Here is a 21,570-nt window from a genome sequence, read left to right on the forward strand (position 1 = left end):
CGCGCTGACGAGCGTGGTCAGCAGCGGGTTGTTGCTGGCGGCGACGGCGACCGGGTCAGCGGCCATGCCCGAAACCGAACCGGCACCGGACGGCACCTGCTTCGCGTAGTCGGCACAACCAGGACCGACGAGGTCCTTCGCCGGGTCGGCCATCGCAGCCGAGGACTGGGTGGTCGTGGTGGGCGCGGCACTCGAAGTGCCACCGCTGCTGGCCATGTCACCCGAGCCGCACGCCGCGCCGAACAAGGCGAGCGAGACGGCGCCGACGGCCAGGACGGTGTTGCGGACGGTCATGTTCATGACGAGACATCTCCAAAGGGTGATCGAGCAGTTGCTGCTCGTGATTCGCCGCCCCTCGGGAAGCGGATGGGTGTGGTTATGAATCCGTTACCAACCGCAGTGTCCACAACGGACTGACATGCGGCTTTCCACGGCAGCTGGAAGACGATCGACCGCGCTCCGACGTGATGACGCATTCCGGACCGATCCATCGGCGCCTCTGCTGCGAACAACAGAGGACAACAGCCGAGGAGAGGACCAGGGATGCCAGAGCGTGAGCGGGCGCTGCAAAGCCTGCAGAGCACCCCTCGTGACGTCGGCCCGACCGCCGACGACCTGCTCGCGCTGGTCGCACGGGGCGACGAGGCGGCGTTCGAACGGCTCTACGACGTCGTGGCCGGCTCGGTGTTCGGGCTGATCAGGCGCGTCGTGCGGGACCAGGCGCAGTCGGAGGAGGTGTTCCAGGAGGTGATGCTCGAAGTGTGGCGGACCGCGACCAGGTTCGACCCGGACCGGGGCAGCGCCAACACCTGGATCCTCACGCTGACGCACCGCCGGGCCGTCGACCGCGTCCGGTCCGCCCAGGCCGCCACGCACCGCGAGGACCGCGCCGCCCGCCTCGACCCGGCCAGGCCGTTCGACGAGGTGAGCGAGCAGGTCGACGGCCGGCTCGAGCAACGCCAGGTGCGGCGCTGCCTGAGCTTCCTGACCGAGCTGCAGCGCGAGTCCGTGCTGCTGGCCTACTACCAGGGCTATTCGTATCCGGAGGTCTCGAGCCTGCTGGGCATTCCGCTCGGCACGGTCAAGACCCGCATGCGCGACGGCCTGATCCGACTGCGGGACTGCATGGGGGTGACCGGATGAGGACCACATCCGCTGATCTGCACACGCTCACCGGCGCCTACGCCGTGAACGCGCTGTCGGAAATCGAACGAGCCGCCTTCGAGGCGCATCTGACCCGTTGCGAGAGCTGCGCGGTCGAGGTCACCGAACTCGCGGCCACGGCCGCGCGGCTGGGCGGCGCGGTCGAGTACCCGCCACCTCCCCAGCTCCGTGCCCGCGTGCTCGCGGCGGCGGCCGAGACCCGCCAGCTGTCCCCCCACACGGCACGCGTGCCGGACCCGCGCCGCAAGCGCTGGGCGGGAGGACTGCTCGCGGCCGCCTGCCTCGTCGCCGCGGTGTTCGTGACGGTGCAGTACTCGCAGTCCGGCCAGGAACGGCAGCTGGCGCAGCTCTCCAGCGAGTACAGCCGGTTCTCCGACTTCCTGTCCACGCCGGACGCGAAGCTGATCAACGGCAAGGCACCGAACGGCGCCACCGGCACCGCTGTCGTGTCGGCCAGCCGCGACGAGGCGCTGTTCCTCGCCAAGGACCTGCCGCAGGCACCCGACGGTCACACCTACCAGCTCTGGCTGATCGGCGCCGACGGTGACCCGCACTCGGCCGGGCTGCTCGACTCGCGGTCGTCACCGGTCGTCGTCAGCGGGCTGGCCGGAGCGCAGGAGGTCGCGCTGACCGTGGAACCGACGGGCGGTTCGCCGGCGCCGACCACACCGGCGGTGATGGCGATGCCGCTCGTGTGATTCAGGGCGATGGTCGTCCTGGATCCGTGTCAGCATCCCGCGCATGATCGGACGCTGGCACGGCCTGGTGGTGGACTGCCCTGATCCGCAGGGCCTCGCGGAGTTCTACGAGAAGCTGCTCGGGATGGTCCGGGTGCAGGACGACGGGAAGTTCGTCGTCATCGGTGACGCCCCGGATCGGCCCGGCGTGGCGTTCGCACGGGTCGAGGGCTGGCAACCGCCGAAGTGGCCGGACGAGACCGCGCACATGCACTTCGACGTGCGGGTGGACGATCTCGCGGCGGCGGGCGAGAAGGTGCTGGCCCTCGGTGCGCGCAGGCTCGAAGGCGGTGGCGAGCGGTTCCACGTCTACGCGGATCCCGCCGGCCACCCCTTCTGCCTCGTGAGCTGGTAGGTCTGCCGACGCCGGTGTGACCCACGTGGTTGGTAACGACTTCATGGGCCGTGCATGACTTAGTCGCCGCGATCAGGCATTCTGCGCGAATGGCACTCCGGCAGGCGAGCGACTTCGCCCAGTTGTCCACCGAGATAAAGCAGGCTGGCCTGCTTGCTCGGCGGCGCGGTTACTACTTCACCCGGATCGGCGTGAACCTCGTGGTCTACGCGGCGGCCTGGGTGGCGTTCGCGCTGCTGGGCGACTCGTGGTGGCAGCTCGCGGTAGCGGTCGTGCTGGCCGTGATGTCCACGCAGCTCGCGTTCATCGGGCACGACGCGGGCCACAAGCAGATCTTCGCTTCGAAGAAGTGGAACGAGATCACCGGCTACGCCCACAGCGGACTGGTCGGCGTCAGCTACGAGTGGTGGGTGGGCAAGCACAGCCGCCACCACGCCAACCCGAACCACGAGGACGAGGACCCGGACGTCGACATCTCGGTGCTGGCGTTCACGCAACGGCAGGGAGCGGCGAAGCGCGGCCCGCTGCGGTGGATCGCCTCGCACCAGGCGGTGTTGTTCTTCCCGTTGCTGTTGCTGGAAGGCTTCGCACTGCACTGGCACTCGATCCGGTACGCGGGCCGCGAGCGGACCGTGATGATCGCGAACGTCGTGGTGTACCTCGCGGTCGTGTTCTGGGTCCTCTCCCCCGTGTACGCGGTCACGTTCATCCTGGTGCACCAGGCCTTGTGGGGCCTCTACATGGGATGTTCGTTCGCCCCCAACCACAAGGGCATGCCGGTGCTGTCGGCCGGGCACTCGCTCGACTTCCTGCGCAAGCAGGTGCTGACCTCGCGCAACATCCGCGGCGGCTGGTTCGTGGACATCCTGCTCGGCGGGTTGAACTACCAGATCGAGCACCACCTGTTCCCGAGCATGCCGCGGCCGAACCTGAAGCACGCGCAGGCGATCGTGCACAAGTTCTGCGAGCAGCACGGGATCTCCTACGCCCAGTGCGGCCTGTTCCGTTCCTACGGATACGTGCTGCAGCACCTGCACGAGGTCGCGCAGCCGATGCGCAAGGCCACGGTCTGATCCACGAATGTCCTGAAGTGGACAAAGGCTGACCAAAACGCTCGTCCCGCCCGCACGGCGCTGGTTTCCTCGGTGAAAGGACCGAACTGGGGGAACTGACCATGCGAAAGCATCTGTTCGGCGTGCTCACAGCAGGTATGGCACTGGCTCTGGTCGCCGGCGGGCAGTCGGCGGCCGAGCCCGCGGCACCGCTCTTCCAGCCCGACCCGATGCTGGCGTTCCTGCCGGCGGAGGCGAAGGTCGACTGGGCCGCGGTGCAGCGGAACCGCGAGGCCCGCAAGCAGTCGCGCGTGGCCGCGAAGAGCGCGGGCCAGCCGCTGACGTACACCGAGAAGGAGACCGGGCAGGGCGCCAACGACGCGCCCTCGAAGGCCGAGCACGTGGCCGGGTTCGGGACCGGCCGGGGCAAGAACCCGAAGCTCACGCTCACCGGTGACCTCGCGGGTGACCCCACGATCCCGGTGGTGGCGCCGTTCGCCGAGACCAACGACGCCATCCCGCTCGCGAGCGACCCCGGCGTGCCCGCCCGCGACAGGGCAGTGCGCACCAGCGGCAAGATCGGCGACGGCCCGTACGGCAGCGGCGGCGACGGCACCGGCGACCACGACTTCTACAAGCTGTCCGGCGGCGCCGAGGCGCGCATCGTCCTCGTCGAGACGGACACGCCGGCCGGCGACCTGGACACCTTGCTCGCCACGTTCGACGCGACCGGGCAGCTCCTGGACCAGCACGACAACCTCGCGGGCAGCACGGACAGCAGGCTGCGGGTTCCCGTGGCCGCCGGACAGGACGTCTACTTGATGGTCGCAGCGGCCGGACCCGGCGGGATCCCGGCCGACCCGATGACACCCGGCACCGGCAAGCGCGTCCTCACCGAGGGCGCGTACGACCTGACCATCGCGACGGGCGGCGGCCCCGCGGACAGGGACTACTTCTCGGTGGACCTGAAGGCGGGCGACGTGCTGGGCGCGTCGGCGGCGGGCAAGGCGACCAGGGTCGTCGTCCACGACCCCGCCGGCCGCGAGGTCTTCGGTTCGTCGCAGGACTTCAGCTTCCTGTACGCCGAGAACTCCCCGATGCCCGCCGGTGGCAACGCCGTCGCGGACTTCGTGGCACCGAAGGACGGCCGCTACACCGTCGGCGCCGAGAACGGTGACGGCCGCTACGACGTCACGGTCGAGGCCTACCGCCCCGGATCGGAGCTCAACCAGCGGCCCGAGGTGCTGACGGTCTTCCTCGACTTCGACGGAGCGCGGGTCAACACCCGGATCTTCGGCGCCGACCCCTCGGCCGGCAACAAGGACCTCTCGCCGTTGAGGAAGTTCCTGCCCGGCTGGGGTCTCACCGACGCCGACGAGAACGCCGTGATCGACGGCGTGGTCGCGACCGTGCGCGAGAACATCGAGCACGACCTGGCCGCGAAGGGCACCAACAGGCGGTTCGCCGTGCGGATCCTGAACAGCCGCGACCACGCCGACCCGTGGGGCCAGAAGAACGTCAGCCGAGTGGTCGTCGGCGGCTCGATCGCCGAGTCCGGCATCCAGACCGTCGGCATCGCGCAGTCGATCGACGCGGGCAACTTCGGCAAGGAGGAGACCTCGCTGGTGCTGCTCGACATCCTCAGCGCGCCGGCCGCCCAGACGCGCACGTCGCTGAACGGCTACATCACGCCGGCCAGTGACAAGATCGCGTTCATCGGCCGGGCGATCGGCAACATCACCGCGCACGAGGCAGGGCACATGTCGGGTAGCTGGCACCAGGACCAGTTCAACGCGCTCGACGCGATCATGGACCAGGGCGGCAACCCGAAGGGCATGTTCGGCGTGGGCCCGGACGGCATCGGTGGCACGGCGGACGACGTCGACGTCGACTTCCACGAGGACGTGCTCAACCCCAACGAGGGCTTCACGGGGATCGAGGACTCCCTCAACCGCACCGCGTGGGCGTACACCCGAGGCGCCAACTGACGGTCCGATTCCCGCCAGAATCCTGACCGCGGTTCCAGCAGGCTGATCGACATGGGATCACTTGAGGGGAAAGCGGCTCTCGTCACCGGCGGGAGCCGCGGCATCGGGGCCGCGGTGGCCGAGAAGCTCACCGCGCTCGGCGCGCGCGTCGCGGTCACGTACCAGAACACCAAGCCGGACAACGGTTTCGCGATCCGGGCGGACAGCGCCGACCCGGACGCCGTCGTGGCCGCGGTCGAGGAGACCGCGGTCCACTTCGGACGGCTCGACGTGCTCGTGAACAACGCGGCGGTCTTCCAGGTCGGACCGCTGGAGGAGCTCGGCCGGGAGGAGTTCGACCACACGATGGCCGTGAACGTGCGCGCGCCGTACCTGGCGGCGCGTGCGGCGGCACGGCACATGCGTGAAGGTGGCCGGATCATCAGCATCGGCAGCAATGTCGCCGTGTACGCGCCGTTTCCGGGCTTCGCCCTGTACTCGGCCAGCAAGACCGCGCTGATCGGGATGACGAAGGGCCTGGCGCGCGAACTGGGTCCGTCGGGCATCACGGCGAACGTCGTGAATCCCGGCCCCACGAACACCGACATGAACCCGGCGGACGGGCCGATGGCGGACACGATCCGCGGTCTGACCGCGTTGGGGCGCTACGGAGAACCAGCGGAGATCGCCGCTGTCGTCGCGGCTCTGGCTGGTGAGGCCGGTGCGTACGTCACCGGCGCCAGCATCAACGCAGACGGTGGTTTCACCGTCTGACGGGCGGTCATGCCCAGGTGACCGGCAGGGCGTGCACGCCGTAGATGTTCATGTCGGTCCTGAGTTTGACCTCACGGGCCGGCACGGCGAGTTCCAGTGACGGGAAGCGGCGCAGCAGTCCCTCGAACCCGGCGCGCATCTCGATGCGGGCCAGCTGCTGACCGAGGCACTGGTGCACACCGTGCCCGAACGAGAGGTGGCCACGGGCGTTGCGGTGCACGTCGAGCGTGTCGGCGTGCTCGTAGCGCTCCGGGTCGTGGTTTCCCGCCAGCAGCGACAGGATGACCGACGAACCCTTGGGGATCGTCTCCCCGAAGAACTCGATGTCCTCGGTGGCGTACCGGAAGAAGACGTCGGCGACGGCGAGGTAGCGCAGCAGCTCCTCGACGGCGTCGGGGATCAGCGCCGGGTCCGACCGCAGCGCGGCCAGCTGGTCCGGGTGCTCCAGCAACGCGAAAGTGCCCAGCGCCAGCATGTTCGCGGTCGTCTCGTGGCCCGCGAGCAGCAGCAGGAACGACATCCCGCAGAGTTCCTCGATGCTGAGGTCCTCGTCCCGGGCGAGGTCGGACAGCAGGTCGTCACCCGGTTCGGCGCGCTTGCTGGTGACCAGTTCCGCCAGGTACGTGTTCATCGCCATGTACGCGGCCATCTTGTCTTCGAGGTCGACCTCCCGCTCCATGAACTTGGAGGAGTTGGTCTGGAACGTGTCGCGGTCCGCGTAGGGAACGCCGAGGATCTCGCAGATCACCAGTGACGGCACCGGAAGCGCGAACTCCTTGACGAGGTCGACCGGCGGCGTGAGCTGTGCCAGCTCGTCCAGCTGCCGTTCGGTGATCTCGATGATGCCCTCTTCGAGAGCCTTCATCCGCTTGACGGTGAACGCTCCGGTGAGCTTGCGCCGCAACCGGGTGTGGTCCGGCGGGTCCATGCTGATGAACAGGCCGGGCGTCTGCGGGGACGGCTCGGTCTGCTCCGGCATGCCGGGCGTCGGGAACGGCACGTGGATGATGCCGAGGTCCTGGCGGTTGCTGAACCTGGTGTCCGCCAGCGCTTGCCGGACGGCTTCGTAGCCGGTGATGAACCAGCCCTCGTGGCCGTCGGGGAAGAGCATCGGGCTGACCGGGCGGGTCTCGCGCACCAGGGAGATCTGGCTGGGCGGGACGAACGGACTGACGTCGCGGTCCATGGGAAGGCCGTGCAGCATGATCGGTGTCTCCTTCAGCGGGTGGATTCGCGGTTGAAGAGCTTCTTGGACCAGAGGTAGCCGCCGATCCCGATGACGGCGCACCAGGTGAAGGCGATGTAGCCGCTGTTGCCGATCGGTGTACCCGTCAGCAGACCACGCAGGGCGCTGATGAACGGGGTGAACGGCTGGTACTCGGCGAACCAGCGCAACACGGTCGGCATCGAATCGGTGGGCACGAAACCGTTGCCGAAGAACGGGAGCAGGATCAGCGGCAGGCCGACGTTGCTCGACGACTCGACGGACTTGCTGGCGAGTCCCAGCGCGGCGGACAGCCAGATCATCGCGAACGACATGGCGATCAGCAGACCGGCCACGGTGAGCCAGCCGAGAGCGCTCGCCTGCGGCCGGAACCCGATCGCGACCGCGACGCCGAAGACGACCGACATGGCGAGGACCGTCTGGACCAGGCTGCCGACGACGTGTCCGGTGAGGACGGACACCCTGGCGATCTTCATGGTGCGGAACCGGTCCACGATTCCCTCGGTCATGTCCATCGCGATCGAGATGCTGGTGCCCTGCACCGCGGCCGTGATCGACATCAGGATGATCGTCGGCGTGACGTAGTCGAGGTACTCCGCACGGCCACCGGAAGGTCCGCCGAGCCCGGCGCCCAGCGTGCCGCCGAAGACGTAGACGAACAGCAGCAGGAACACGACCGGCATGATCAGGAGCTGGAACGTCAGCGACGGGTAGCGGATCATCCGCGTGAGGTTGCGGCGCACCATCGTCGCCGAGTCGGTCAGGACGTAGCTCATGACTGGACCACCTTGTCGGGGCTGCCGGTGAGGGCGAGGAAGACGTCGTCGAGGTCGGGCGTGTGGGTGCTGAGCGAGTCGACCAGGACCGCGTTGTCGTCGAGCCGGTCGAGCAATGCCTTGAGCGAGCGGACGCTGCCGTCGCTGGGCACGCGCAGGGCGAGCGCCTCACCGTCGCGGGAGGAGTCGCCCACGATCCGGATGGCGGCTTCGAGGTGCCGGGGATCGGTGAACTGCAACAGGACGTGGCCGCCGGGGATGCGGCGCTTGAGCTCGTCCGCGGTCCCCTCGGCGACGATCTTCCCGTGGTCCAGCACCGCGATCCGGTCGGCGAGCTCGTCGGCCTCCTCCAGGTACTGGGTGGTGAGGAAGATCGTGACGCCGCTCGCCACCAGCTCCCGCACGATCTGCCACATCGTGCGGCGGCTGCGCGGGTCGAGGCCCGTGGTGGGCTCGTCCAGGAAGATCACCTGCGGTGACCCGACCAGCGTCATCGCGAGGTCGAGCCGGCGCCGCATGCCGCCGGAGTAGGTCGACGCGGACTTGTCGGCCGCGTCCACCAGGTCGAACTGCTCCAGCAACTGCTCGGTCCTGTGCTTGCCGTCCACCTTGCCGAGGTGGTGCAGGTCGGCCATGAGCTTCAGGTTCTCGCGGCCGGTCATGAGGTTGTCGACGGCGGAGAACTGGCCGGTGACACCGATGGCGCCGCGGACGGCGTCGGGGTCGCTCGCCACGTCGTGGCCGGCGACGGACGCGCTGCCGCCGTCCGCGCGGATGAGCGTCGAGAGGATCTTGACGGTGGTGGTCTTGCCGGCGCCGTTCGCGCCGAGCAGCGAGAAGACGGTGCCGCGCTGGACGTTCAGGTCGACGCCCTTGAGCACCTCGTTGTCGCCGTAGGAGCGGCGCAGGCCGGTTGCCTTGATCGCGTTCATGGTGTTCCCCCTCAGCTGCGGCGGACGGTGATGTCGCCGAAGGACGTGTGGGCGGTGACCCTGACGGTCTCCGCGGAGTTGCCGGGGCCGTCGCTGCCCTCGAGCGCGTTGGTGACGCGGCCGAACGAGGTCTTGGCGTCGATCCACGCCGCGGTGCCCGGGGCGATCCCGATCTCGATGCCGCCCATCGCGGTGTTGAGCGTGACGGTGTCGCGGACGACCTCGCCGACGTTGATGGATCCCATGGCGGTCCGGGCCTCCGCGGGGCCACCGGCGCGTTCGACGGTGATGTCGCCGTTGGCGGAACGCGCCTTCAGCTCGCCCTCGACCGTGCCGGCGTCGATGTGGCCGTTGGAGTTCTTGGCGATCAGCGCGCCGTGGACCGTGCCGATGCGGATGTGGCCGCTGCCGGTCTTGACGTCGGCGTTGCCCTCGACCGCGCCGATGTTGACCACCCCGGCGCCGGTGTCGGCCTTCAGCGGCCCGGTCCGGTCGAGGTGGATGTTGCCCGCGGACATGTCGACCTCGGTCACGCCGAGCACCCCGGAGGTGCGGACGCTGCCCGCCGACACGTCGGCGTCCACTTTGGACCCGGTCGGCAGCTCGATCACGACGTCGACCGCCCTGGTCTTCTTGGAGAAGTCGAACGTCCGCTTCGGCCCGCGCACCGTCAGCGTGCCGTCGGCGTAGTCGACCTTGGTCTTCTGCGCGGCCTCGACGTCCGAGGAGTCGGACGGGTCGGAGGGCCGCACCTCGACGGTCGTGTCGGTGCGGTCGCTCGCGACGATCTGGACGTACCCCGCGTAGACGTCCAGCAGTACGGAAATCGGTTCTGGCGTTTCGTAAGAAGGCATGGCTGTCCCCTCAGAAGGTGTCGGTGGAACATCCCCGCAGGTCGGGGCGAAGTGGAGAAAGTGCTGGGCTAGCGGACCCAGCCGACGAAACGCTGGGTGGCGGGGATGCCGCCCGTCAGCGTTTCGGCAGTGGTGTCGCGCTTCGGGTTCAGCTGCGCCGACGCGGCACGCACGAGCCACGCGTTGACCGAGCGGCCCTCCTTGGCCGCGGCCTCGTCGATAGCGGCCTTGAGCGGTTCGGGCAGCCGGACGTTGATGCGCACGGTGGTGCCGTCGTCGAAGCCCGCTGCCACGTCCTCGGCGGGCGCGGCGGCGACCGGTTCGGGAGTGACGGCGGCGGGCTGCTCCGGCGTCCGGCGCGTCACGACGAACTTCGGGTCACGGCCTCGCAGCAGCACCTGCACCGAGTCCGGTGCCAGGTCCGCGGTGATCTCGTCGGCGGCAGCGGACAGCGCCTCCAGCAGCGCCAGCCGGATCGCCGACTCCATCGTCACGGTCAACCGCTCGACCAGCGCGCTCGCTTCGTCGCCGCCTGTTTCGACGGCGGTCAGCAGCTCGCGGCCGAGGGAAGCCACATACGGGGTCAGATCCATGGCGCCACTATGGCACACGATGGTGCCACCCACAAGCATTTCTGGCTCAGAGTGATGCCATTTTGGCTCACTGCAGGTCGGAGGCTTGATCACGCACGCAACGGTCTCCGCGAGGGATGCCTCACCCATGTCAACCGAGGCCGGGAGATCGTCGTCTACCTCTGCGTGCAACTTGAATCGAGCGCAGACTTCGAACGGTTCGTGTTGGACCGTTCGACCGCGCTGCTGCGCACAGCCGTGCTTCTGGTGGGGGACGTCGGTCATGCCGAGGACATCCTGCAGACAGCGCTGATGCGGCTGGCCACGCGCTGGACGTCGGTCCACACGGCACCGGAGGCGTTCATCCGCCAGGTGCTGGTCAACCTGGCGCGAGACCGGTGGCGCCGCGCCCGCAGGCGGGTGCCCGAACAGGAGCTGACCAACGCCGGCCACGTGTCGTCGGGCCGGGACCCCGCCGACACGGTGGTCGACCGCGACGTGTTGCGGCGGGCGCTGGCCAAGCTGCCGGCACGACAGCGTGAGGCGGTGGTGCTGCGCTACTTCGCCGGGATGTCGGTGGCGGAGACGGCGGAGGCGCTGCGCACGTCCGAGGGAACCGTCAAAGCACACACGAGCCGGGCCGTCGCACGACTGCGTGAGCTGCTCGGGGAACAGATCACGGAGAACGCTCATGGTGTCTGACAACGAACTGCTCGACGACGTGCGCACCGTGCTGCGTGCCGAGGTCGCCGGCGTGACCGCGAACCCCGCCGCACTGCTGGCCTCGGTGCGCCGCGGGCGGTCCCGCAGGCGCTGGACGTGGCTCGCGGTTCCGCTGATCACCGCCGCCGCCGCGGCCGCCGCCGTCGTGCTGGTGCCGGCTCCGCAACCGGCGGTGCCGGTCGAGGTCGCACTGGAACGCACCAACAGCGCGCTGGAAGGCGTGCGGGGCATGGTGATCCACGAACAGGCTCCGGCGGACGACCGCGAGAAGTACTTCGGGCCAGGCGAGAAGGGGCTGGTGGAACGGTGGCACGCCGCGGACGGCAGTGCGTTCCGGTACCGGGCGTCCGTGGACGGCAGGACGATCGTGGACCTGAGCCGCTCGGCCGCCGGGAACGTCTTCACCGACCACCGGGCCCGCACCTTCCGCGACGAACCCGGTGAGAGCCCGGACGACGAGGTGTGGACGCCGGAGAAGATCCAGCAGGCGATCCGGGACGGCCGCATCACCGTCGCCGGACCCGGTGAGCCGATCGGCGGGGTTCAGACGGTGCGCCTGACCATCGCCGGGCACAAGGCGGAGCCCACCACGCAGATGTGGGTGGACGCCTCCACCTACCTGCCGATGCGCTGGCTTTGGGAGCAGGACGGGGCGACGGCGTTCGACGTCACGTGGCTGCCGCCCACACCGGAGAACCTCGCGCAGCTCAAGACCTCGATCCCCGACGGGTTCACCGAGCACGAGTGAGGGCGTCGGCGAACGCGGCGAACGTCGGCGTCCCCTTCTGCCGGTCCAGCACCGCGAAGACGACGTGGTCGAAGAAGCGGTTGTCCCGCAACGCGATCCGGAAGACCTGGGCGACGGTGGCGGAGTCGTTGCCGAAGACCCCGCACCCCCAGGCGCCGAGCACGAGCCGGCGGTGCCCGTGCGCCGCCGCGACGTGCAGCACGCGGATGGCCCGCCGCAGCAACGCGAGCGGGATGTCGTCGGCGCGTTCGGGCTGGTTGCGCACGATCGCCGACCGGTTCGGCGCGGCGGCGGTGAGGAACGAGACCTCGTACGGCTGGGGCAGCAGGGTTCCCTTGTCGTCCTTGAACACCGGTACGCGCGGCGAGTAGATCACGCGGTCGCTGTAGGTGAGGTCGTCGTGGGCGCGGTGGTACGCGTAGAACTCACCCGCGGCACGCAGGCACGGGTAGATCGCTGAGGCACGGGCAATGCTCTCTTCCTGAGCCTGCGCGCCGTTGAGGAACCCGCCTCCGGCGTTGCGCGCGGAGGCGAAGTTCAGCGCCGCGACGTCACCGCCGAGGCGTCGTGTCGCCTCCAAAGTGGACTCGTTGGTGACGTCGATCCGGATGCCGCCGGTCTCCGGGGGCAGCGACAGCACCTCGTCCGGCAGGTGGAGCCGGGTTCCCGCGACGGCGGGAGCGACGGCGATCGGGACCTCGCCCGCGGCGGTGGAGTAGGAGCCCCGCTCAGAGATCTCGACTGTGTCGTGGGCGATCGCTCGCAATCTGCTGCTCATGGTGCCCCGAGTCTGGCTGGCGGCACCGCGCGCGCCAAACGGTTAAATCCGGGCGTAGACCTCGGCGACCGCACCGAACGCGGCCTTGGGCTCCCAGGACAGGTCCTCGAAGACCTTCACGATGCCGGGGCTCGCCATGTCGAGGTCACGGCTCGGATCGTCCGGCCGGTGCGTGTAGTTGCTGAGCGCGAACATGTAGACGAACGCACCGTCGACCCCCTCGGCCTCGAAGGTCTCCAGCACCTCGCGCAGGTACGTGGCCTGCTCGGCCTCGTCGCGGACGTAGCCGTCCTTCACCCTCACCGGCACCCCGGCCTCGTCGTGCTCGACGATCTCCATGCTGCGCGGTGCCACGGCGCCGGAACCGCGCCAGGCCGCCGTGCCGAAGCCCGTGATGGCGACCGGCTTTCCCTGCGCCACCACGTTCCTGATGCTCTCGGCGTACACGTCGGCGGACCGGATCAGCTCGAACGACTTGACGTCGAACAGGTCCCAGTCGGGGTTCTCGAACGGGATGCAGGCGTAGGTGAGCCTGCCCCCGAAGTGTCGCCGCACCAGCGCGACGGCCTCGGCGAGGAACCCGTTGAGCCTCGCACCCGCCTCCTGCATCCGTTGCGGTTGCCCCAAAAGCCGGCTCAGGCGCTGCATCACGTCGTCGCCGGGCAGGAAGCCGGAGTTCATGATGCTGAGCTCGACGCCGGTCACGAACACGACCTCGGCACCCGTGAGCCGGACCTTCTCGGCCCGCCGCGCGCAGTCCGCGAACAGGTCGAGGATCTCGGCCGGCGTCAGCTCCAGCGGGTAGGGCGAGAACCAGATCTCCAGGCCCAGCCCGGCGGCGATCTCCGCGGCTCGTTCGAGCCGTTCCGGATCACCGCCGACCAGGTGGACGGCGTTGCAGTGCAGGTCGTCCCTGATGACGGTCAGGTCCCGCCTGACCGCGTCCAGGTCGAACTTCTCCTGCGAGATCTCTCCGTGGCGCACGAAACCGGTGTCGTACGCGATGCCTTTGGCGCGCATGTCAGTGAGACTAGGCGCCAAAAGTGCGTGCGCGCAAGTTTGCGTCTACGAAGTTATGACGGCCAGACGAGCAGCACCGGACAGGGCGCGTGGTCGACGACGAACCGGGTGGCCGGACCGAGGCTGCGCGGACCCGCGTGGCTCACGTCGCCGTCGCGGCAGAGGATCAGCAGGGAAGCTTGCTGAGCGGCCGCAACGACTTCGTGCTCAACGCGACCGATGCGCGCTTCCTTCGCACAGGGAAGCCCCAGCCGTTCCGCGGCTGCTTCGAGGAGCTGCGAGGCGTGGTCCGCGGCGAGGTCGTCGAGGCGGGTACCGGGGTCGCGTGAGGGATGACCGCGGCCGAACAGCCCGGCGAACGCGCCGTGTGCCGCGCCGGGCACGTCGTGGTCGCTGACGTGCAGCAACAGGAAGTCCCCCGAGTAGGCGCGGGCCGCGTCGACGCAGTCCTGCCAGGTGTCGTCGGCGATCCACACGACCACCGTCATGGTCATCCTCCGATCACGTGCAGGGACGCCCACAGTGCCACGACGGCGCCGATCAGGGTGGCAGGCACGGCGAGCAGGCCGAGCTTCGTGAACTCCGGCAGGTTCACCTCGGTGTCGTGGTCGTGCACGATCCGCCGCCACAGCAACGTGGCGAGCGACCCGGCGTAGGTGAGGTTCGGGCCGAGGTTCACGCCCAGCAGCACCGCCAGCACCACCCCCGGCCCCATCGGCGCGACCAGGGGCAGCAGCACCAGCACCGCGGGCAGGTTGTTGATCACGTTGGCGAGCACGGCGGCGACCGCGGCCACTCCGAGCAGCGCGAGCAGGCCGGTACCACCCGGGATCGCGAGCCGCAGGACGTCGTCCAGCCCGTTGTCGACCACCGCCCGCACGACGACGCCGAGGCCCAGCACGAAGGCGAGGAACGGCAGCGACGCCGCCCGTACGACCTTGGCCACCGTGGTGCGGCGCCGGACCAACGCGCGCACCGCCATGACGAGCGCACCCGCGAAGGCCGCCCACGCCGGGTCGACGCCGGTCGCCGACGCAACCACGAACCCCGCCAGCGTGAGGCCGACCGTGGCCAGCGCGAACACCGGCAGCTCCTGTTGCGGCTGTTCCCTGGGCGCGTGCACGGGCGCGTCGAGATCGGTGCGGAAGAACCGCCGGAACACCACGTACTCGGCCACGATCGCCACCACCCACGGCAACGCCATCAGCGCCGCGAACCGCGTGAAGCTCAGCCCGCTCGACGCGAACGCCAGCAGGTTCGTCAGGTTCGACACGGGCAGCAGCAACGACGCGCTGTTGGACAGGTGCGTGCACGCGTAGACGTGCGGCTTCGGCCGGACGCCGAGCTGCGCGGCCGTCACGAACACCACCGGCGTCAGCAGCACGACCGTCGCATCGAGACTCAGCACGGCCGTCGTCACCGAGGCCGTGACGAACACCCCGCCCAGCAACGTCTTCGGCCTGCCGCCGGACGCTCGGGCCATCCAGGCGCCACAGGCGTGGAAGAGTCCCTCGTCGTCGCAGAGCTGCGCGAGCACGAGGATCGCGGCCAGGAACCCGATCACGGGCCCCAGCCGCACCGCCTCGTCCACCACGTGGTCGAGGGGCAACGCCCCGGCCAGCACGACGATCACCGCCGCCGGTACCGCGACCGCCGCCTCGGGCCAGCCCCACGGCCTGACGACCGCGCACACCAACACGGCGACCAGCAGCAAAACGGACAGCGCCAGCACGGGATCCTCCTGCGCCGGCACCCATCCGGCTGACTTCTACATCTTGGCCGCCGCCGACTTTATGGCCTGCCGGATGCGGAAGTAGGTACCGCAACGGCAGACGTTCGCGATCCGGTCGACGTCCTCGTCCGAAATCTCCTTCTTCGTCCGGAGCAACGCCGCCGCGGCCATGATCTGCCCCGGCTGGCAGTAGCCGCACTGCGCGACGTCCTGCTCCAGCCACGCCTCCTGGACCGGGTGCAGGTCGTCACCCGATGCCAGTCCCTCGATCGTGGTCACCGACTGCCCGGCGCACTCGGCCACCGGCGTCACGCACGGCTGGATCTCCGCACCGTTCAGGTGGGACGTGCAGGCGCGGCACACGCCGATGCCGCACCCGAACTTCGGGCCGCGCACGCCGAGCTTGTCGCGCAGCACCCAGAGCAGCGCCAGGTTCGCGGGAGCGTCGACGGTGACCGGCTTCCCGTTGACGACGAACGTGTAGGTAGGCACAGGGGACGCTCCTTCAGCGCGGGAACGGCTCGAAGTCGACCGGGAAGATGATCGGGAAGCTGCGCGGCACCACGCCGGTCGCCCGCGCGTAGGCGTTGGCGATCGCGCCGACCGCGGCCGGCACGCCCAGTTCGCCCGCGCCACCCGGTTCACCCGTCGCCGGCATCACGAAGATCCGCACGTCCTTCGGGGTGTCCTTCTGGCGCGCGTAGTGGAACTGCGAGTACGAGCCCTCCAGCGGCAGGCCCCTGTCGATGTGCAGACCGGCGCGCAACGTGGTGGAGATGGCGTCGGTCAGGCCGCCGAGCATCTGCGCCTCGAGGCCGCGCGGGTTGATCGGGCGGCCGACGTCGACCGCGATCACCGCCTTGACCACGCGCGGGTTCCGCGGGTCGCGGGCGTCGATCTCGACCAGGCACGCCGTGCACGACTTGTACTCGTCGTGGAAAGCGATGCCCTGCGCGAAGCCCTTGGGCATCGCACGGCCCCAATCGCCCTCCGCCACGACCTTGTTGAGCACGGCGCGTTGCCGGGCGGTCTTGAGGTGCTCGCGGCGGAACGCGACGGGGTCCTTGCCCATCTTCGCCGCGAGCTGGTCGACGAGGACCTCTTCCGCACCACGGGTGTTCGCCGAGTAGACCGACCGCCACGACCCGGTGTGCATGCGCAGCGGCACCTCGTTGAGCAGCGAGGTCACCACGCCGAAGTTGTACGGCACCTTGCACGTCGTGAGGAACACCGTCTGCGCGAACGACAGGTTGCCCGCGACCGACAGCGACGCGGCGGTGGCGGTGAGCACTTCGCCCAGGCCGTGCCGGAAGTCGGTCTCGACGGACGCGACGCGGTGCTCGAACGTCAGCACGTTGCCGAGCGCGAACGTCGCGCGCAGCTTGTGGTGGCTGGCGGCGCGAGCCCGGCCGTGCCGCATGTCGTCGGTGCGGCTCCACATGAGTTTCACCGGTCGCCGCAAGGTTTTGGAGATCTGCGCGGCCTCGATCGCGGCGTCGAAGAAGAGCCTGCGTCCGAACGAACCGCCGCCCTGCGTCACGTGCACGGTCACCGCGGACTCGGGCAGGCCGATGGCCGCCGCGATGGTCTGCCGCGCCACGATCGGCGACTTCAACCCGGCCCAGATCTCGGCCCGGTCGTCACGAACGTCCGCGATCGCCGAGTTCGTCTCCATCGGCGCGTGGCTGACGAACGCGAAGTCGAACTCCATGTCCAGGTGCTGGGTCAGCAGCGGCGGCACCGCGAACGGCAGTGTGGCGGCGCGCAGCTCGGCGCGGATCTCCTTGTCCGACAACGCGTCGATCGTGCCGGGGTTCCAGGTGACCTTCAGCGCGTCCCGGGCGGCCATGGCCTGCCCGAACGTCTCCGCGACGACCGCGACGCCCGTCGGCACGACCCCGATCGCGAGCACACCGGGCATGGCCCTGGCCGCCGCCGAGTCGACCGACCTCACCGAGCCGTTGATCGTCGGCGGCCTGCGCACGACCGTCGGCATCGCGCCCGGCACGTCGCGGTCGAGCGTGTACTGGAACTGACCGGTGACCATCGCACGGGCGTCGATGCGCGACTGCGGCGTGCCGACGAGCCGGTGTTCCGAGGCCGGTTTCGGTTGCGCCGCAAAAACTCCGGTGAGCTGCGCGGCGGCGGACGTCAGCAGTCCGTACAGGACGGGGCGTCCGTCCGGGAGGATCACCGCGCCGTCGCGGGTGGACAGGCCGGAGACGTCCGCGCCGTACTGCTCCGCCGCCGCCGCGAGCAGCCTGGCCCGCGCGGCCGCCGCCGCCTGCCGGATCGGTCCGTACACCGACCGCATCGTGTTGGAACCACCCGTGAGCTGGTTCATCAGCAACTCGGGCCGCGCGTCGGCGAGCGTGACGCGGACCTGGCCGAGGGGCAGGTCGAGCTCCTCCGCGACGAGCATCGCGCAGGCCGTGGTGATGCCCTGACCGACCTCGGCGCGGGGCAGGTCGAGGGTCACGACGCCGTCCTCACCGACGCTGAGCACGGCGAGCGCGCCCGCGGTCGGAGTACCGGCGAGAATCAGGATGTCGCCGAGATCGAGGATCTCGGCCGGTTGCGGCAGCGTCGGGATGACGGCCTCGGCCGTGCCGGGAACCGCGACGGTGAGCACCGGCGCGGCCACGAGGAACGTGAGGAACTGCCGACGACGAACCGGGGCCCCGGCTGCGGGGACCGGGACTTCGTTGTCACAGGTCATGTACTCGTCAACGACATCTGGTGGACACGGGTACGACCGTCAGCCGAACGGGTGCACGACCGAACAGCGGGCCGCCGTAACTGCGCCTGTACCGGGGACGATTCGCCGTACATGAGACGAATAGCAGTACTGCTGCTGGCACTTGTCCTGGTCTCTCCCACTCCCGCCCTCGCGGCGGACAACCCGGTGGCGATGATCTTCTCGCCCACCGCCGAGGTCTCCGTTCCGGTGAACCAGCCGCTGCTCGTGATCGGCGGCGCCGTCAACGGCGAGTCGGGCGGCATCACCGGGGTCGACTTCTCCACCGACCACGGCACCAACTGGACCCCCGCCGACACGCGCGGCGAGCGGTGGACGGTCCTGCTGTTCCCGTCCGTCTCCGGCCCGATGACGATCCACGCGCGCGCCCGCACCGCGTCCACGACCGGCCCGACCACCGTGTCCCGCACCATCCACGTCGGCGGCACGACGGTTCCCGCGCTCGCGCACGAGACCTCGCTCTTCCTGCACGACACGCACAACCCGACGATCAACGACCCCGACGAGCAGGCCGTCGAGATCGGCATGCGCGTCGCGGTCGACCGTCCTGGCTCGATCACGGCCCTGATCATCAGGCGCGGCGACTACACCGGGCCCGTGACCGCGCGGGTCTGGTCGAACGGCACGCTGCTGGCCGAGCAGGAGGCTCCCGGCGCGGCGCACAGCCAGCGGATCACCTTCGGCACACCGGTTCCCGTGGTCGCGGGCACCGAGTACGTCGTCTCGTACTACACGCCCGCAGGTGGCTACAAGGCGACGGAGAACTACTTCGTCGGCAACCTCGCGCAGACGCCGTTCAAGATCCCGGTGAACGCCGGTGTGCACAGCTACAGCGGTGGTTTCCCGGCCGACACCTGGTTCGGCAGCAACTACGGGATCGAGCCGGTCTTCCGCCCTTAAGCGTCGGGCACGACCTGGCGCTTCAGCACCTTCTCGGCGCCGCCCGTCGCGACCAGGAGTCTGATCAACGCGCGCTTGACCTCGTCATCGCCGTGCACGTCCAGCTCACGCCGGAGCCGGCGGCTGTCCTCGACCAGCCGCCGGCCCCGGTCGGTCAGCTGAGCGCGCCGGATCCGGCCGTCCACGCGGTCCGGCACGCGCCGGACGTAGCCGAGGCGTTCCAGCTCCAGCAACTGCTTCGAGGCGGCCTGCTGCGTGACGCCGAGCAGCTCGCCCAGCTCACCCACCTTCGGCTCGTTCTCGACGAGGTGCTGGATCAGGTACCCGTGCGACACGCGGACACCCTCGTGCCCGATCTCGCGCAGTCTCTTGAGGATCGCGTCGTTCGCGGAGCTGCCGGTGAGGTAGGCGAGAGTCGCCAGGTCGATGTCCATCAGGTCCACGACACGAATCCTCACATTGACAACCAAGGTTGTACAACTATGGTTGTGAGTATGGATCCAATCGGTCTCGCCACCTCGCTGCACCGCGCGCTCGAAGCCGGGGAGTCCGGTCCCGCGCTGCGCCGGTACTTCACCGCCGACGCGATCACCGTCGAGCGCCCGAACCTGATCAAGCCCCACGGAGCCCGGTCGTCCCTCGAAGAGATGATCGCGAACTCGGAGAAGGGCGCCGGGCTGCTGTCGAGCCAGAAGTACGACCTCCACTCGGCGTTGGTGTCCGGCAACACCGCGATCCTGCGCCTGACCTGGACCGGTGTGCTCCGCGACGGCAAGCAGCTCGTCGCGCACATCGCACAGTTCGTGGACACGCGCGACGGGCTGATCAGCTCCATCGAGACGTTCGACTGCTACGAGCCATTCTGAGTTCCTCTCCCTTCCACCGTTGCCGCAGCAACCGGTCGTGCGACGCCACTACGACCGCGCCGGGGTAGTCGGCGAGCGCTGCTTCCAGTTCCTCCACCAGCGCGAGCGACAGGTGGTTCGTGGGCTCGTCCAGCAGCAGCACGTCGGATTCCCTGCTGAGCAACCGGGCGAGCGCGAGCCGCCGCCGTTGCCCGATCGACAACGCGCCCACCGGGATCGCGAAGTCGGCCCTGTGCAACAAACCCAGCGCTTCGAGCTGGTCAGCACTCCCGCCGAAGGCTTGCAGGACCGTCTGCTTCGGCTCGCGCACAACGGTTTCCTGCGGCAGGTAGCCGATGACACCGTTCCGGACGACGGTGCCGCGGCCCGGTTCGAGCACACCCGCCAGCACGTCGAGCAACGTCGACTTGCCGGCGCCGTTCGGTCCGGTCACCAGCAACCGCTGCCCCGCCTCGACTTTCACCTCCCCGAACCCGAGAAGCGTGCCCTCGCGCACCGCCCCGTCGAGCGGGGCGTTGAGGCGCAACGGTTCCAGCGGTTTCGGCACCGGATCGGCGCGCAGCCGTTCCAGCCGTTCGGACGCGCTGCGCACCCGCGTCCTGATCGACGCCTGCACGCGGCGGCCGTCGCCGTTGTACTTGCACTTGTTGTGGTCGGGGATCGGGCGTCCGGGCGCCACGCGCTGCGCCGTCGTGCCGCGCCACTGCGTCCAGTGCCCGATCTCGCCGGCCCATTCCGCGTAGGCCTGCTCCCACCGCCGCCGCGCCGCCCACTTCTCGGCGATGTAGCCGGCGTAACCGTTGCCGTAGCGCGTGATCGTCTGGTTCTCGACCTCGACGACCGCCGTCGTCACCCTCTCCAGGAGCAGCCGGTCGTGCGTCACCACGACCAGAGTGCCCCGATGCCCGCGCAACCTGGTCTCCAGCCACGACAGCGCCTCGTCGTCCAGGTGGTTGGTGGGTTCGTCGAGCAGCAGCAGTTCCGGTTCGGCCGACAGCACGCCGGCGAGCGCGAGCCTGGCCCGTTCCCCGCCCGACAAAGTGCCGAGCGCGCGTTCGCGGCCGGCGCTCACACCGAGTGCGGACATCGCGGCCTCGACCCGCGCGTCGGCCGAGTAGCCGTCGCGCAACTCGAAAGCCGTCAACAACTCCCCGAGCTCGTCGAGCCTCTCCTGCCGCGCCGCGACCGCGATCTGCTGCTCCAGCAAGCGGATCTCGACGAGAGCGGCGTCGATCGCGTCGCCGACGGTCGCGTCGGCCGGCAGGCCGAGCACCTGCCCGAGATGGCCGATGCCCTGCGCCACCACGGTGATCTCACCGTCGTCCGGCACGTCCTGCCCGGCGATCAGCCGCAGCAGCGTCGACTTGCCCGAGCCGTTCTCGCCGACCACACCGAGCTTCTCGCCCGGCCGGACCGTCAGGGACACGTCGTCGAGCACGCGCTTGAACGCGAAGTTCCTGGTGACTTTCTTGATCGTCAACTGAGCTGACACGAGCGACCCCTACCGCCGAAGGAACGGATGCCGGAAGCGGGGTCAGAAGATCACCTAACCGATGTTGCCATACACCGTACGAGGGCGCAACCGCATACCGCCCGCATACCCGTCCCCGTTTGCATCTCCCCTGATCACCGACGAA

At 69.5% G+C, this 21,570-nt stretch carries 23 protein-coding genes and 1 pseudogene; 10 read left to right on the forward strand and 14 right to left on the reverse strand.

Going from position 1 to position 21,570, the window contains the following annotated elements; genetic code table 11:
• Window positions 1-300 (reverse strand): annotated as a pseudogene (locus SK571_RS23920) (fasciclin domain-containing protein); the annotation flags it as partial.
• Window positions 301-543: 243 nt separating this feature from the next.
• Between SK571_RS23920 and sigK the strand changes: the two are divergent.
• The 6 genes from sigK (at window position 544) to SK571_RS23950 (ending at window position 6,049) form a co-directional block, all read left to right on the forward strand.
• Window positions 544-1,143: an ECF RNA polymerase sigma factor SigK gene (gene sigK / locus SK571_RS23925; protein ID WP_319986330.1), complete on the forward strand. Its 600-nt coding sequence runs from the start codon at window positions 544-546 to the stop codon at window positions 1,141-1,143.
• The gene (locus tag SK571_RS23930; protein WP_319986331.1) at window positions 1,140-1,862 is read left to right on the forward strand and encodes an anti-sigma factor; all 723 of its coding nucleotides are present in this window, start codon (window positions 1,140-1,142) and stop codon (window positions 1,860-1,862) included. The genes sigK and SK571_RS23930 overlap by 4 nt, the downstream gene beginning before the upstream one ends.
• Window positions 1,863-1,905: 43 nt before the next feature.
• A complete protein-coding gene (locus SK571_RS23935) occupies window positions 1,906-2,256 on the forward strand; it encodes a VOC family protein (RefSeq protein WP_319986332.1) in 351 nt (116 codons plus the stop codon).
• Between the two features lie 89 nt (window positions 2,257-2,345).
• Complete coding sequence (locus tag SK571_RS23940) at window positions 2,346-3,329, forward strand: fatty acid desaturase family protein (RefSeq protein ID WP_319986333.1); 984 nt, start codon at window positions 2,346-2,348, stop codon at window positions 3,327-3,329.
• A gap of 101 nt (window positions 3,330-3,430) precedes the next feature.
• Complete coding sequence (locus SK571_RS23945; protein ID WP_319986334.1) at window positions 3,431-5,296, forward strand: hypothetical protein; 1,866 nt, start codon at window positions 3,431-3,433, stop codon at window positions 5,294-5,296.
• 51 nt (window positions 5,297-5,347) lie between these two features.
• Window positions 5,348-6,049: an SDR family NAD(P)-dependent oxidoreductase gene (locus SK571_RS23950; RefSeq protein ID WP_319986335.1), complete on the forward strand. Its 702-nt coding sequence runs from the start codon at window positions 5,348-5,350 to the stop codon at window positions 6,047-6,049.
• Between the two features lie 7 nt (window positions 6,050-6,056).
• Here the strand turns inward: SK571_RS23950 and SK571_RS23955 are convergent, their stop codons facing one another.
• The 5 genes from SK571_RS23955 to SK571_RS23975 all read right to left on the reverse strand — a co-directional run bounded on the left by SK571_RS23955 (window position 6,057) and on the right by SK571_RS23975 (window position 10,429).
• Window positions 6,057-7,253, reverse strand: a complete 1,197-nt coding sequence (locus SK571_RS23955) for a cytochrome P450 (protein ID WP_319986336.1) — start codon at window positions 7,251-7,253, stop codon at window positions 6,057-6,059.
• A 14-nt stretch (window positions 7,254-7,267) separates the two neighbouring features.
• On the reverse strand, window positions 7,268-8,050 hold the full coding sequence (locus tag SK571_RS23960) for an ABC transporter permease (protein ID WP_319986337.1): 783 nt from the start codon (window positions 8,048-8,050) through the stop codon (window positions 7,268-7,270).
• Complete coding sequence (locus tag SK571_RS23965) at window positions 8,047-8,982, reverse strand: ATP-binding cassette domain-containing protein (protein ID WP_319986338.1); 936 nt, start codon at window positions 8,980-8,982, stop codon at window positions 8,047-8,049. Before SK571_RS23965 ends, SK571_RS23960 begins: the two co-directional genes overlap by 4 nt.
• A gap of 11 nt (window positions 8,983-8,993) precedes the next feature.
• Window positions 8,994-9,836 carry a DUF4097 family beta strand repeat-containing protein gene (locus tag SK571_RS23970; protein WP_319986339.1) on the reverse strand — a complete coding sequence of 281 codons (843 nt, stop codon included), beginning with the start codon at window positions 9,834-9,836 and terminating at the stop codon, window positions 8,994-8,996.
• Between the two features lie 68 nt (window positions 9,837-9,904).
• The gene (locus SK571_RS23975; protein WP_319986340.1) at window positions 9,905-10,429 is read right to left on the reverse strand and encodes a ribbon-helix-helix protein, CopG family; all 525 of its coding nucleotides are present in this window, start codon (window positions 10,427-10,429) and stop codon (window positions 9,905-9,907) included.
• Between the two features lie 54 nt (window positions 10,430-10,483).
• Between SK571_RS23975 and SK571_RS23980 the strand changes: the two genes are divergently transcribed.
• Window positions 10,484-11,110 (forward strand): SigE family RNA polymerase sigma factor, encoded by a 627-nt coding sequence (locus SK571_RS23980; protein WP_319986607.1) that lies wholly within the window; start codon window positions 10,484-10,486, stop codon window positions 11,108-11,110.
• On the forward strand, window positions 11,100-11,879 hold the full coding sequence (locus tag SK571_RS23985; RefSeq protein ID WP_319986341.1) for a hypothetical protein: 780 nt from the start codon (window positions 11,100-11,102) through the stop codon (window positions 11,877-11,879). The genes SK571_RS23980 and SK571_RS23985 overlap by 11 nt, the downstream gene beginning before the upstream one ends.
• On the opposite strand, the gene SK571_RS23990 is transcribed toward SK571_RS23985, so the two are convergent.
• From SK571_RS23990 to SK571_RS24015, 6 genes are read right to left on the reverse strand one after another with little or no spacing between them, the layout of a single operon-like run.
• The gene (locus SK571_RS23990; RefSeq protein WP_319986342.1) at window positions 11,863-12,657 is read right to left on the reverse strand and encodes a TIGR02452 family protein; all 795 of its coding nucleotides are present in this window, start codon (window positions 12,655-12,657) and stop codon (window positions 11,863-11,865) included. The genes SK571_RS23985 and SK571_RS23990 overlap by 17 nt on opposite strands.
• Before the next feature lie 42 nt (window positions 12,658-12,699).
• On the reverse strand, window positions 12,700-13,677 hold the full coding sequence (locus SK571_RS23995; RefSeq protein ID WP_319986343.1) for a hypothetical protein: 978 nt from the start codon (window positions 13,675-13,677) through the stop codon (window positions 12,700-12,702).
• A gap of 53 nt (window positions 13,678-13,730) precedes the next feature.
• Window positions 13,731-14,165, reverse strand: coding sequence for a universal stress protein (locus SK571_RS24000; protein WP_319986344.1), 435 nt, complete (start codon window positions 14,163-14,165; stop codon window positions 13,731-13,733).
• Window positions 14,166-14,167: 2 nt separating this feature from the next.
• Window positions 14,168-15,409 carry an SLC13 family permease gene (locus tag SK571_RS24005; protein ID WP_319986345.1) on the reverse strand — a complete coding sequence of 414 codons (1,242 nt, stop codon included), beginning with the start codon at window positions 15,407-15,409 and terminating at the stop codon, window positions 14,168-14,170.
• Between the two features lie 36 nt (window positions 15,410-15,445).
• Complete coding sequence (locus SK571_RS24010; RefSeq protein ID WP_319986346.1) at window positions 15,446-15,901, reverse strand: (2Fe-2S)-binding protein; 456 nt, start codon at window positions 15,899-15,901, stop codon at window positions 15,446-15,448.
• Between the two features lie 13 nt (window positions 15,902-15,914).
• A complete protein-coding gene (locus tag SK571_RS24015) occupies window positions 15,915-18,128 on the reverse strand; it encodes a xanthine dehydrogenase family protein molybdopterin-binding subunit (RefSeq protein ID WP_319986347.1) in 2,214 nt (737 codons plus the stop codon).
• 111 nt (window positions 18,129-18,239) lie between these two features.
• Between SK571_RS24015 and SK571_RS24020 the strand changes: the two genes are divergently transcribed.
• The gene (locus SK571_RS24020) at window positions 18,240-19,067 is read left to right on the forward strand and encodes a DUF4082 domain-containing protein (protein ID WP_319986348.1); all 828 of its coding nucleotides are present in this window, start codon (window positions 18,240-18,242) and stop codon (window positions 19,065-19,067) included.
• Here the strand turns inward: SK571_RS24020 and SK571_RS24025 are convergent.
• Window positions 19,064-19,525: a MarR family winged helix-turn-helix transcriptional regulator gene (locus tag SK571_RS24025; protein ID WP_319986349.1), complete on the reverse strand. Its 462-nt coding sequence runs from the start codon at window positions 19,523-19,525 to the stop codon at window positions 19,064-19,066. The two genes, SK571_RS24020 and SK571_RS24025, sit on opposite strands and share 4 nt — an antisense overlap.
• Window positions 19,526-19,561: 36 nt before the next feature.
• Between SK571_RS24025 and SK571_RS24030 the strand changes: the two genes are divergently transcribed.
• Window positions 19,562-19,933, forward strand: a complete 372-nt coding sequence (locus SK571_RS24030; protein WP_319986350.1) for a nuclear transport factor 2 family protein — start codon at window positions 19,562-19,564, stop codon at window positions 19,931-19,933.
• Here SK571_RS24030 and SK571_RS24035 read toward each other — a convergent pair.
• Window positions 19,893-21,425, reverse strand: coding sequence for an ABC-F family ATP-binding cassette domain-containing protein (locus SK571_RS24035; RefSeq protein ID WP_319986351.1), 1,533 nt, complete (start codon window positions 21,423-21,425; stop codon window positions 19,893-19,895). The genes SK571_RS24030 and SK571_RS24035 overlap by 41 nt on opposite strands.
• Window positions 21,426-21,570 lie beyond the last annotated feature (145 nt).

The organism is Lentzea kristufekii (assembly GCF_033949925.1).
GTDB lineage: Bacteria > Actinomycetota > Actinomycetes > Mycobacteriales > Pseudonocardiaceae > Lentzea > Lentzea kristufekii.